At 69.3% G+C, this 12040-nt stretch carries 11 protein-coding genes; 8 read left to right on the forward strand and 3 right to left on the reverse strand.

The annotated features are described in order from the left end of the window. The first annotated feature begins 17 nt into the window (after positions 1-17). The 5 genes from RIF65_RS10265 (at position 18) to RIF65_RS10285 (ending at position 4709) form a co-directional block, all read left to right on the forward strand. Positions 18-1280: a sensor histidine kinase gene (locus RIF65_RS10265; protein WP_309082596.1), complete on the forward strand. Its 1263-nt coding sequence runs from the start codon at positions 18-20 to the stop codon at positions 1278-1280. Beyond that, the gene (locus RIF65_RS10270; RefSeq protein ID WP_309082598.1) at positions 1277-1966 is read left to right on the forward strand and encodes a response regulator transcription factor; all 690 of its coding nucleotides are present in this window, start codon (positions 1277-1279) and stop codon (positions 1964-1966) included. The genes RIF65_RS10265 and RIF65_RS10270 overlap by 4 nt, the downstream gene beginning before the upstream one ends. Positions 1967-2054: 88 nt before the next feature. Further along, positions 2055-2939, forward strand: coding sequence for an ABC transporter ATP-binding protein (locus RIF65_RS10275; RefSeq protein WP_309082639.1), 885 nt, complete (start codon positions 2055-2057; stop codon positions 2937-2939). Then, positions 2936-4036, forward strand: a complete 1101-nt coding sequence (locus tag RIF65_RS10280; protein WP_309082600.1) for an ABC transporter permease — start codon at positions 2936-2938, stop codon at positions 4034-4036. The genes RIF65_RS10275 and RIF65_RS10280 overlap by 4 nt, the downstream gene beginning before the upstream one ends. An 85-nt stretch (positions 4037-4121) precedes the next feature. Continuing rightward, positions 4122-4709: a nitroreductase family protein gene (locus tag RIF65_RS10285; protein WP_309082602.1), complete on the forward strand. Its 588-nt coding sequence runs from the start codon at positions 4122-4124 to the stop codon at positions 4707-4709. A 56-nt stretch (positions 4710-4765) separates the two neighbouring features. On the opposite strand, the gene RIF65_RS10290 is transcribed toward RIF65_RS10285, so the two are convergent. Then, positions 4766-6562 (reverse strand): glycoside hydrolase family 15 protein, encoded by a 1797-nt coding sequence (locus tag RIF65_RS10290; protein ID WP_309082604.1) that lies wholly within the window; start codon positions 6560-6562, stop codon positions 4766-4768. 76 nt (positions 6563-6638) lie between these two features. On the opposite strand from RIF65_RS10290, the gene RIF65_RS10295 reads away from it, so the two are divergent. Genes RIF65_RS10295 through RIF65_RS10305 form a run of 3 tightly spaced genes read left to right on the forward strand, consistent with a single transcriptional unit; the run spans position 6639 to position 10643 of the window. Further along, positions 6639-8006, forward strand: coding sequence for a glucose-6-phosphate dehydrogenase (locus tag RIF65_RS10295; protein WP_309082606.1), 1368 nt, complete (start codon positions 6639-6641; stop codon positions 8004-8006). Between the two features lie 32 nt (positions 8007-8038). Then, on the forward strand, positions 8039-8335 hold the full coding sequence (locus tag RIF65_RS10300) for a hypothetical protein (RefSeq protein ID WP_309082608.1): 297 nt from the start codon (positions 8039-8041) through the stop codon (positions 8333-8335). Between the two features lie 4 nt (positions 8336-8339). Then, positions 8340-10643, forward strand: coding sequence for an excinuclease ABC subunit UvrA (locus tag RIF65_RS10305; protein WP_309082610.1), 2304 nt, complete (start codon positions 8340-8342; stop codon positions 10641-10643). Between the two features lie 15 nt (positions 10644-10658). Here RIF65_RS10305 and proC read toward each other — a convergent pair whose 3' ends face one another. Next, positions 10659-11522, reverse strand: coding sequence for a pyrroline-5-carboxylate reductase (gene proC / locus RIF65_RS10310; RefSeq protein ID WP_309082612.1), 864 nt, complete (start codon positions 11520-11522; stop codon positions 10659-10661). 1 nt (position 11523) lies between these two features. Continuing rightward, positions 11524-12024, reverse strand: coding sequence for a hypothetical protein (locus RIF65_RS10315; protein WP_309082614.1), 501 nt, complete (start codon positions 12022-12024; stop codon positions 11524-11526). Positions 12025-12040: the final 16 nt, after the last annotated feature.

Consider the following 12040-nt stretch of genomic DNA (forward strand, 5'->3'; position numbering starts at 1 on the left):
GCCCGTACGGTGGATCCATGCCGGCATCCGCCTCGTTCACCCGCGTCCCCACCCAGCGCGAGCTGCAGCAGGATCTGCTGTTGGCCGCCGCGCTGCTGGTGGGCGGGATCATCAGCGCCGGGCTGTCGACCGTGGCCCGCGTCTACGGCGACGAGCAGGCGCCGATGTGGACGGCGCTGGTCTCGGTCGCTGCGGTGTCCGCTCCGCTCGCCGTGCGCCGCCGCTGGCCGGCTGCGGTCGCCATCGTCGTCGCGCTGGTCTTCTTCGTGAGCGTCACGCTACACGTGCCGGAGATGTACGTGCTGAACATCGCGATGTTCGTCGCCTTCTACACCGTGGGCGCCTGGATGCCGAACCGTCGTGCCGCGATGATCGTACGGGTCGCCATCATCATCGGCATGTTCGTGTGGCTGGTCGTGGCCATGTACCGCGAAGCCATCGAACAGGCGGCTGAGGCCGGGGTCGCGGCCGGGCTGTTCTCGCCCTACGTGGCGGTGATGATGCTCCAGCTGCTGCTGAACGTCCTCTACTTCGGCGGGGCGTACTACTTCGGCGAACGCTCTTGGCATGCGGCCGCCCAGCGCCACGCTCTCGAGGAGCGCACCCGGGAGCTCGAGCGCGAACGCGAGGTCACCGCCGCACAGGCCGTCGCCCTCGATCGTGTGCGCCTGGCCCGCGAGCTGCACGACGTGGTCGCGCACCACGTCTCGGTCATGGGAGTGCAGGCCGGGGCCGCGCGATTGGTGTTCGATCAGGATCCCCAGCGCGCGAGGGAGATGCTCGCCGGCATCGAGGAGGGTTCGCGCGAGGCGACCCGGGAGTTCCGCCAGCTGCTGGAGACCCTGCGCGCACCCGGGGATGCCGTCGATGAGGCTGCCTCCACGTTCGGCGTCGACGACATCGCCCAGCTCGTCGCCGCGTCGACAGAGGCCGGCCTGCCGACCGAGCACCACGTGATCGGCGACCCCGTACTGGTGCCGCCGACGGTCGGCGTGAACCTGTACCGCATCGCGCAGGAGGCGCTCACGAACGCTCGACGGCATGCCGGTGCTGGCGCGAGCGCCGATGTACGGGTGCGGTACGAGCCGGATGCCGTCGAGCTCGAGGTCGTCAACACCGGTCGCCCCGTCGGGCCCGTACGCCCCGGGCTCGGGCAGCTGGGCATGCGCGAGCGCGCGCACGCGTCGGGAGGCGCAATCGAACTGCAGCCGCGCGCTGAGGGCGGTTTCCGGGTGCGCGCCACGCTGCCGCTGTCCGCGGCGAAGGAGAGCGTGCGATGACGGCGACGCGGGTACTGCTGGTCGACGATCACGCGATGCTCCGCGCCGGCTTCCGCACGATCCTCGGCACACAGCCCGACATCGAGGTCGTCGGCGAGGCGGCATCGGGCGCCGAGGCCGTCGCCCTCGCCGCCGAGTTGCGCCCCGACGTGATCACGATGGACGTGCAGATGCCCGACATGGACGGTCTGGACGCCACGCGCCGGATCATCGCCGACCCTACGATCCCCGCGGCCGTCGCGATCGTGACGACCTTCGACCGCGACGACTACCTGTTCGACGCGCTGCAGGCGGGCGCCAGCGGCTTCCTGCTCAAGAACGCCGGTCCCGAAGAGCTGATCGCCGCCGTACGGTCGCTCGCCGCGGGCGACGGGATGCTGGCGCCCGAGGTCACCAGGAGAGTCCTGCGAAGATTCGCGGGCCCTTCGACGGGCGAACGACCCCACCCTTCGACAGGCTCAGGACAGGCCCCAGGGGCCCAACGGTTCCCCGCCGAGCCGCTCACCGAGCGTGAGGCGGAGGTGCTGCACCTGATGGCCGACGCCCGCAGCAACGCCGAGATCGCCCGGGCGCTCTTCATCGGGGAGGCCACGGTGAAGACGCATGTCTCGCGCGTGCTGCAGAAGCTCGGCGCCCGCGACCGCGTGCAGGCCGTCGTGCTCGCCCATCGCCACGGCTTGGTGTAGCCATCCGCCGCAGGGCGGATGCGGGGCGATCAGCCCGGCGGGGGATGCCCCGGCATCCACCCCTCCCTAGCGTTGAAGCATGACAGGACTGCTGCAACTCGACGGCATCACCAAGAGCTACGGCTCCCGGCTGGTGCTCGACGGCATCCGCTTCGGCGTCGCTCCGGGGCGACTGACCGGATTCGTCGGCGGCAATGGGGCCGGCAAGACGACCACCATGCGGATCATCCTCGGCGTGCTCTCCGCCGACGGCGGGACGGTCACCCTCGGGGGCACCGCGCTCACCACCGCTGACCGACAGCGATTCGGCTACATGCCCGAGGAGCGCGGCCTGTACCCGAAGATGAAGGTGCTCGAGCAGGTGGTGTACCTCGCCCGCCTGCACGGTTTCGGCAAGGCGGATGCCACCACGCGCGCGACCGCGCTGCTCGAAGAGCTCGGACTCGGCGAGCGCCTCGATGACACCATCGAGTCGCTCTCGCTGGGCAACCAGCAGCGCGCGCAGATCGCCGCCGCTCTCGTGCACGACCCGCAGGTGCTCATCCTCGACGAGCCGTTCTCGGGTCTTGATCCGCTCGCCGTCGAAGTGGTGGCGGGAGTGCTGCAGAGTCGGGCTGCGCAGGGCGCCGCGATCCTGTTCTCCTCCCACCAGCTCGACGTCGTCGAACGGCTGTGCGACGACCTGATCATCATCGCCGGTGGCACCATCCGCGCGTCCGGGTCCCGCGACGAGCTGCGGGAACAGCACTCCACCGACCGATACCGTCTCGTCGCCAGCGGCGACACCGGCTGGCTGCGCGGCGAACCCGGCGTGACGGTCGTCGACTTCGAGGGCGGCACCGCACTGTTCGACGTCGACGCACCGGCCACCGCCCAGCGGGTGCTGCGCACCGCCCTGCAGCACGGCGACGTCAGCTCGTTCGCCCCTCAGCAGCCTTCCCTCGCCCAGATCTTCAAGGAGGTCATCCAGTGATCCCGACGACTGCCCGCGTTGCGGCATCCACTCCTTCGGCGATCTGGCTGGTCGCGGAACGCGAGATCGGCGCCAAGCTGCGCAGTAAGGCGTTCCTGATAGGCACCGGCATCCTGCTCGCCCTGGCACTCGCCGGCGTGCTCTTCGGCGGGTTCGCGGGCAAGTCGGCGGGACAGACGGCTGTCGCCGTCACGGCCGAGACCGCCGAGGTGGTGCAGGGCGTCGATCTCATCGATCCCACCGAGGTCGCCGACCGCGCAGCGGCCGAAGAGCTCGTGCGCTCGGGCGACGTCGAAGCGGCCCTCGTACCCTCTGACGACGGGCCCTTCGGATACACGATCCTGGCGCTCGAAGAGGCTCCTCGCACACTGGCGATGATGCTGTCGCAATCCCCCGAGGTCGAGATCCTCGAGCCGCAGACCACCGACCCGATGATCCGCTACTTCATCGCCCTCGGCTTCGGCCTGGTGTTCCTCATCGCGGCATCCACCTTCGGCGGGACGATCGCCCAGAGCGTGGTGGAAGAGAAGCAGACCCGAGTCGTCGAACTGCTGATCTCGGCGATCCCGACCCGCGCCCTTCTAGCAGGGAAGATCGTCGGGAACACGGTGCTCGCGATGGGCCAGATCGTGCTGCTGGCAGCGATCGCCGTGGTCGGCCTGATCGTGACCGGGCAGAACGAGCTGCTCGCCGGGATCGGCGGCCCCGTGGTGTGGTTCGCCGTCTTCTTCGGGCTCGGCTTCGTCCTGCTGGCGGCCCTGTTCGCGGCGGCCGCCGCGATGGTGTCGCGACAAGAGGACATCGGGGCGACGACGATGCCGATCACGATGCTCGTGATGGCCCCGTACATGCTGGTCATCTTCTTCAACGACAACCCGCTGGTGCTGACGATCATGTCGTACGTGCCGTTCTCGGCGCCGGTCGGGATGCCGATGCGGCTCTTCGTCGGCGAAGCCCAGTGGTGGGAGCCGCTGGTCTCGATCGTCGTGCTGCTGCTGTCGTGCGTGGCGGCGATTCTCGTGGCGGCGAAGATCTACGAGAACTCGCTGTTGCGAATGGGTGCACGGGTGAAGCTGCGGGAGGCACTGCGAGGCTGAGGGAATATGCGCCCGCATAGAATGGTTGCAACCAACGGACGATGAGGTCCTCCCGCATTCGAACCGATCCGAAGGGCCTCATCTCGTGAGCACTCCCGTCCTCGACCGCACCGCCCAGACCGAGCACCCCGTCCTCGACGTCCTCGCCGACCGGTGGAGCCCGCGCGCCTACGATCGTCACGCCCCGATCGACGAGGCGAAGCTGGCGTCCGCGCTCGAGGCGGCGCGCTGGTCGCCGTCGGCGTACAACCTGCAGCCGTGGCGATTCGTCGTCGCGCGGCGCGGCAGCGAACTGCATGCCCGGGTGCTCGAGACGCTCATCGGGTTCAACCAGACCTGGGCGGGTGCGGCGGCCGCCCTCGTCGTCGCAGTGGCGGAGACGGCGGATGCCGACGGCAAGCCGATCCCGCACGCCGTCTACGACCTCGGGCAGGCCGTCGCACATCTGTCGGTGCAGGCGCACCATGACGGGCTGGTCGCCCACCAGATGAGCGGCTTCGCACCCGGTCAGCTCCGCGACCTCCTCGACCTCGAAGAGCGCTTCGTTCCCACGACGGTCATCGCCCTCGGTGAGCTCGGTGACGTCTCGCAGCTTCCCGAGGCACTCCAGGAACGCGAGGTCGCACCGCGCGTCCGCCGTCCGCTGGCCGAGACGGTCATCGCGAGCGCCTGAGCAGCTGACCCCTCCTGGGGCCGTTCGACCGGCTCAGGGACCCAGGAGGGCTCAGCTCAACGCGGGAGGCGGTCGCCCCGCGCGAGAGCGTCCGCCGCGCGCACCAGCCCGAGGTGCGAGAACGCCTGCGGCGTGTTGCCGACCTGGCGCTGCGCGCGCGGATCGTACTCCTCCGAGAGCATCCCCACGTCGTTGGCGAGCGAGCAGAGCCGCTCCATCAGCGCCCGTGCCTCCTCCATGCGACCGGTCGAGGCGTACTGCTCCACGAGCCAGAACGAACAGGCGAGGAACGGGCTCTCGTCACCGGACAGTCCGTCGACTCCGGTCTCGGTGCGGTACCGCAGCACCAGACCGTCGTGCATCAGCGTCTGCTCGATGCGCTCGACGGTCGCGAGCATGCGTGGATCGTCCGGCGCGCAGTAGCCGACCTGCACGAGCAGCAGCAGCGACGCGTCCACCTCGTCGGTGCCGTAGTACTGCGTGAAGTGCCCGTTCACCACACCGTGCTCGTCGATCTCCTCGCGCATGCGGTCGCGCAGTCCGCGCCAGCGCTCGACGGGCCCGGGCAGCCCGTGCTCCTCGACGGCGCGCACCCCCCGGTCGAAGGTCGCCCACATCATCACCCGCGAGTGGGTGAACATGTGCGGTTCGCCGCGGATCTCCCACAGGCCGTGGTCGGGACGCTCGAGCTGCTCCGATACGAAGCGCACCAGCTGCCGCTCCAGCGGCCACGAGAACTCGGCCTCGTTGAGCCCGGCGCTGCGAGCGGCCGAGAGTGTGACGAGCACCTCGCCGACGACATCCGCCTGGTACTGCCCGGCCGCTCCGTTGCCGATCCGCACCGGCCGCGAGCCCTCGTACCCCGGCAGGTCGGGGATGATGCGCTCGGTGAGGTCGCGCTCTCCGGCCAGCCCGTACATGATCTGCAGATCGGCGGGGTCGCCCGCGACGGCCCGCAGCAGCCACTCCCGCCAGCGGTCGGCAAGGCCCAGGAAACCGTGCGCGAGCAGCGCCTCCAGCGTCAGGGCGGCGTCGCGCAGCCACACGTAGCGGTAGTCCCAGTTGCGCTCCCCGCCGATGTCCTCCGGTAGAGACATGGATGCCGCGGCGGCGATGCCGCCGGTGTCGTGGTTGGTCAGCGCCCGCAGAATCAGCAGCGACCGCACGACGAGCTCGCGGTGCGGTCCGTCATGCTCGATACGGTCGGCCCAGCCCTGCCACCATGCGCGGGTCCGCTCGAGCGCGTCGTCGACGTCGAGCGGCTCGGGAACCTCACGATAGGACGGGAACCACGTCAGGTGCAGGTCGCGCACATCGCCAGCCGAGACGGAGACCTCCCCGCGGTGCTCGTGATCGGCGGCTTTCAGAGGGGCGCCGCGCATCGCAACGGCATCCGGCCCCGCCATCGCTACCAGCCGCGGCTCGTCGGCCGAGCCGGTCTGCCGCACCCACGGCATCGCCCGGGAGTAATCGAAGCGGATGCTGAGCCGCTGGCCGAACGTCATCTCGCCCTGCACGCCGACGACGCGACGGACGAGGTCGATGCGGCGGATCTCGACGTGCGGATCCGGGTCGATCGGCATGAAATCGTGCACCTCGGCGATCGCACCACCGACCTCCCAGCGCGTGACCAGCACGAACGTGTCGCGGTCGTAGTGCCGGGTGCACGTCGCGTCGGGATCGGTCGGCCGCACCTCCCACCGGCCGTGCGCTTCGTCGCCCAGCAGGCGGGCGAAGACCGACGGAGAATCCAGGCGGGGCAGGCACAGCCAGTCGATGGAGCCGTACCTCGACACAAGCGCGGCGGTACGGCAGTTGCTCAACAGTGCGTAGTCTTCGATCAGTTCGGCCATCTCGCGAAGTCTCGCACTTGCCCGACTGCCGGTGCCAGGGGGTTGCGTGGCCCGGCCTCCTGGATAAGGTCGGGACATGCCGAACACGACACTGTTCATCCTCGGCGCCTCCGGCGACCTCACCTCGCGCCTGCTCCTTCCCTCGCTCGCGGCGCTGCTGAGCAAGGAGACCGACCGACGCGTCGCCCTTCGCGGGGCGGGTGCGGAGCAGTGGGATGCCGGGCAGTGGGCCTCACTGGTGCGAGCGGCGTTCTCCAGCGCCCCCGACGCGCTGGAACAGGTCGAGATCGGCGAGTACATCGCCGCCGACGTCACCGATCCGACGGCGGTCGCCGCGCTCGTCGAGAGCCTCGCCCCGTCGACCGTGCTGTACTTCGCGCTGCCGCCGGCGATCACGACGGCGATGATCGATGCGATGAAGGGCGTGACCCTTCCGGAGGGCACCGTGCTCGCGATGGAGAAGCCGTTCGGCGAGGACGAGGCGAGCGCGCGCGAGCTGAACGAGAAGCTCACCGCACTCGTGCCGGAACGGCAGATCTTCCGCGTGGATCACTTCCTCGGCCGGTCGACCCTGCTGAACCTGCTCGGCGTCCGGCTCGCCAACCGGATCTGGGAGCCGGTCTGGTCGGCCGAGCACATCGATCACGTGCTCATCCGCTTCGATGAGAGTGTGGCCCTCGAGGGCCGCGCCCGCTACTACGACCATGCCGGTGCCATGATCGACATGATCCAGAGTCATCTGCTGCAGGTGCTCGCCCTGCTGGCCATGGATCCGCCGGCCACCCTCGGCGAGCGCGACCTGCGAGACGCCAAGGCCGCCGTGCTGCGGGCGACTCGGGTGTTCTACGACGACCCGGTCGGCTTCTCGCGGCGTGCGCGCTACACGGCCGGCCGGATCGGCGAGCGTGAACTGCCGTCCTACGCCGACGAGGAGGGTGTGGACGAGGCCGCGCAGACCGAGACGCTCGCCGAGGTGACGTTCGAGATCGCGAGCGATCGCTGGGCCGGCGTGCCGTTCGTGCTGCGATCCGGCAAGGCGCTCACGCGCAAGTGGTCCGAGATCGTGGTCACGTTCAAGCCCGTCCGGCATGTGCCGCCGGGGCTGGACGGCCGGCCGGAAGACGGCGGGCGCCTGACGTTCTCGCTCGGGCCTGACGAGATGCATCTGCGTCTGCACGTGACCGGCGGTGACGACCCGTTCGAGCTGCGCGAGGAGGATCTCGTCACAGATCTGGGCGAGGGCCAGCAGCGCTCGTACGAGGAGGTCATCGAAGAGCTGCTCGACGGCAACGTGGCGCTGTCGGTGCGAGCCGACGAGGCCGAGGAGTGCTGGCGCATCATCCAACCGGTGCGGGAGGCATGGAAGCGCGGCGATGTGCCGCTGGAGGAGTACGCCGCCGGCTCGACCGGGCCGAAGGCCTGGGCGACATCGACGTCATCGTGACCGGGTCGAATCGGGAATCGTCGGGAGGGAACATGGCAGAAGATCGGCTGACCGTGCACGCCACGAACACACACCTCTACCGGGGTGCGCGGCTGCTCGCATCGATACCCGCGGAGGAGCTCGGCTCGGGCCCCCGCGGGCTCCGCATCGTGTTTCAGGACGGCGTGGACGTTCCCGCCGAGCTGATGCAGAGCGACACCGGTGAACTCGCGATCGATGTACCGGAGTACCGCACGGCGGCCGGCTCGACGATCACCACCCGGCTGTGGCACGTCACGATCGACGACCTCGAGGACGGGTCCGCGATCGTCGTGGGCACGAAGGTGTGAGGCGGTGAGCGCGGGGCAGCCGCAGGTCACGCCGATCATCGTTCACGGAGCGCGGACGAACAACCTCCGTGACGTGTCGCTCGAGGTGCCGAAGAAGATCCTGACGGTGTTCACCGGCATCTCGGGGTCGGGAAAGTCGTCGCTGGTGCTCGACACGATCGCCGCAGAGTCGCAGCGGTTGGTGAACGATTCGTACTCGACATTCATCCGCGCGCGGCTCCCGCAGATGCCGGCCCCGGACGTGCAGGCCATGGACGGCCTCACGTTCACCGTGCTCATCGACCAGCGGCGCTTCACGGGAAACTCGCGCTCCACGGTCGCCACGGCGACCGACCTCGCTCCGCTGCTCCGGCTCGTCTTCTCGCGCATCGGCGAGCCGTCGGCGGGCTACTCCCCGGCGTACTCGTTCAACGACCCGTCCGGCATGTGCCCCACCTGCGAGGGACTGGGGACGGTGTACGACATCGATGAGGAGCAGCTCATCGACCCGGAGAAGAGCATCGACGAGGGACCGGTGCGCTTCAGCATGTTCCGGCCGGGGGTGTACCGCTGGAAGCGGTTCGCCCACGCCGGGCTGTTCGACCGGTCGAAGCCGCTGAAGGACTACACGTCCGACGAGATGGACCTCTTCCTCTATGCCGACAAGCTGAAGCTCGACAACCCCGACCCCGAGTTCCCGAAGAGCGCCCGCTTCGACGGAGTGATCACGCGCATGCGCGACGTGTACCTGAAGCAGGGGCGCCCGAAGATGTCGGCCGAGGTGCGGGAGGAACTGGATCGGCTGATCACGGTGCACGTCTGCCCTGATTGCCACGGCGCGCGCCTGAACGCGGCCGCGCGGGCGAGCAAGATCGACGGGCGCTCGATCGTCGACTGGATGGGGATGCCAGTCTCGGAGCTGCGCGCGCTGGTCGAGAAGACCAGCGATGCGCGCGTCGCTCCGGCGCTCGGCGGCATTCGGAACGTGCTCGACGCTCTGCTCTCCGTCGGTCTCGGCTACCTCACCCTCGATCGGGAGTCCTCCACGCTGTCGGGCGGCGAGGCGCAGCGGGTGAAGATCGTGCGGCACCTCGGCAGCGCGCTCACCGACGTCACCTACGTGTTCGATGAACCCAGCACCGGCCTGCATCCTGCCGACATCCAGCGCCTCGTCGCGTTGCTGAAGCGCCTGCGCGACCGGGGGAACACGATCCTGGTGGTCGAGCACCACCCGCAGGTGATCGCCGTCGCCGATCACGTCGTCGACCTCGGGCCCGGAGCGGGGGCGGACGGTGGGCGCATCCAGTTCGAGGGCACATCGCAGGGCCTGCGCGAGGGCGACACGATCACCGGCCGCCTGCTCGCCGAGCCGCTCCACCTGCGTCGCGACCCGCGGTCGCCACGCGGGTCGGTACGAGTGACGGATGTCCGCGCACACAACCTGACCGGATTCGATGCAGACATCCCGCTGGGCGTGCTCACCGCCGTCACGGGGGTCGCAGGATCCGGGAAGAGCTCGTTCGCCACCGTGGAGCTGCCCCGGCAGCATCCGGAGTTCGTCGTGGTCGGGCAGGACCCGCTGCGGGGCGGGGTGCGCTCGATGTCGCTCAGCGTGCTCGGGATAGCGGATGCCGTGCGCGAGGCGTTCTCGAAGGCGACCGGCCTGGATGCCTCGTGGTTCAGCTTCAACGCGAAAGGCGCCTGTCCGGCCTGCAGAGGCAAGGGCCACATCACGACCGAACTGGCCTTCCTCGACGACGTCTCCACACCGTGTGACGCCTGCGGCGGGCTGCGCTTCAACGACACGGCGCTGGGTGCAGAGTTGAACGGTCGGTCGATCGCCGACGTGCTCGCCGCGACTCCCGCCGAGGTCGCGGAGATCTTCGCCGACGACCCGGGCATCTCCGACGCACTGCAGTGGGTGGAGCGAACCGGTCTCGGATACATGGCCGTCGGCCGATCGCTCGACACGCTCTCCGGCGGCGAGAAGCAGCGGTTGCTGCTGGCGCGGCATCTCAGCGATCCGCGCCGTGACCCCAAGGCGCCGATCGTGCTGGACGAGCCGACATCAGGCCTGCACCCGAACGATGTCGACACCATCAACAGCCTCTTCGACGATCTCGTCGGCGAGGGCACCACGCTCGTGGTGGTCGAGCACAACATGCGGGTCGTCGCGCAGGCCGATCACGTCATCGACATCGGCCCGGGTGCCGGATCCGAGGGCGGACGGCTGGTGTTCCAGGGTTCGCCGGCCGACCTCGTCGGGCTTGAGGAATCGCTCACCGGGAGGGCGCTGGAGGCGGCGACGGCGCCAGCCGCTGCGGGCTGACCACCGTCACCGGTGTCAGCCCGCAGCCAGTTCCTCCGCGCGCACGACCGCAGCCTGCGTCGCACGGTCGAGGATGCTGTCGATGTTCGCGGCGTCCAGCACCTCGAGCGCGGCCTGGGTGGTGCCGCCGGGGCTGGTGACCTGAACCCGGAGATTCGCCGGGGTGTCGCCGGTCGCCGTCAGAAGTTCGACAGCGCCGCGCACGGTGCCCTCGACCAGCAGCTTCGCATCCTCGTCCGAGAAGCCCCGCGCACGGGCGGCATCGGCGAACTTCTCGATGAAGTGGAAGACGTAGGCGGGCCCGGAGCCGGAGATGCTGGTGAGCGCGTCGATGCGCTCCTCATCCACGACGAGCACGTCGCCGATGGTCGAGAAGAGCACCTTGGCCCGCTCAAGGTCCCGCCCATCGGCCCGGGAGCCGGGCGCGATGCCGGTGACTCCCGCCCGAACACGAGCGGGCGAGTTCGGCATGACCCTGACGACGGCGACGTTCTCGGGCAGGTGTTCCTCGAGCGCGGAAGTCGGCACGCCGGCGGCGATCGAGATCACCGTGACATCGTCGCCCAGGGAGTCGGCGATCTCGCGAAGGAGATCGCGGATCTGGTGGGGCTTGACCGCCACGATCACGATGCCGGCGCCGTCGACGGCGCGCCGGTTCGCGGTGGGGTCGACCGATCCGTCGTACCCGGTGATGCCCGGGTGCAGTGACGCCAGCTCGGACACCCGCTCAGACCACTGGTCAGAGATCCGGATCCCACCGCGGATGTCGATGCCGGACTCCACGAGCCCGTGCAGGATCGCGCCACCCATCGCTCCGACGCCGAGCAGGGCGATGCTCGGAAGAACGTCGCCCTGCTCGGTGTTTCGCGTTTCGCTCATCTCAGCGAGTGGCCGCAGACCGGCCGGGGGTCGCCGCCGGCATCGGACGGTCGAAGTCGGGGCACTCGGCGGCTTCCTCGAACGTCTTCTCGATGGACTGGACGTACTCCTCGGGGAACTTCTGCTCGCGGAATCCGTTCGGCACGCGCTCCCAGTAATAGCGCGGCGGGCGCATGCGCTTGCCAGGCTGCTGCAGCACGTAGGTGAAGCAGTCGTAGTAGTTGCCGTCCTCACCCTTGGCGGTGAGGAAGACGATGTCGAAGTCGTCGAAGTCGTCGTTCACACGGTCATCGTTCACCTCGTAGACCATGCCCTGGGCGGTCTTGCCGAGCGCCGACCCACGATCGGCGAGGTGGCACCATCCGCGATCCTCGCGGTCACCGGCGGCACGGAACTGGATCTCGTGGTTCGCCACGCTCGCCTTGGTGATCGGCTTGGACTCGGGAAGGTACTTCGCACGCTCTTCGTCGAGCAGGTAGGTGCAGTATCCGAAGTAGTACATCTTCTCTCCTTGGTCT

Source organism: Microbacterium sp. (assembly GCF_031180975.1).
GTDB lineage: Bacteria > Actinomycetota > Actinomycetes > Actinomycetales > Microbacteriaceae > Microbacterium.

Coding starts and splice junctions, on each gene's coding strand:
- RIF65_RS10265 (WP_309082596.1), top strand. CDS start 18: ATGCCGGCATCCGCCTCGTTCACCCGCGTCCCCACCCAGCGCGAGCTG.
- RIF65_RS10270 (WP_309082598.1), top strand. CDS start 1,277: ATGACGGCGACGCGGGTACTGCTGGTCGACGATCACGCGATGCTCCGC.
- RIF65_RS10290 (WP_309082604.1), bottom strand. CDS start 6,562: ATGGCCGAACTGATCGAAGACTACGCACTGTTGAGCAACTGCCGTACC.
- RIF65_RS10295 (WP_309082606.1), top strand. CDS start 6,639: ATGCCGAACACGACACTGTTCATCCTCGGCGCCTCCGGCGACCTCACC.
- RIF65_RS10300 (WP_309082608.1), top strand. CDS start 8,039: ATGGCAGAAGATCGGCTGACCGTGCACGCCACGAACACACACCTCTAC.
- proC (WP_309082612.1), bottom strand. CDS start 11,522: ATGAGCGAAACGCGAAACACCGAGCAGGGCGACGTTCTTCCGAGCATC.
- RIF65_RS10315 (WP_309082614.1), bottom strand. CDS start 12,024: ATGTACTACTTCGGATACTGCACCTACCTGCTCGACGAAGAGCGTGCG.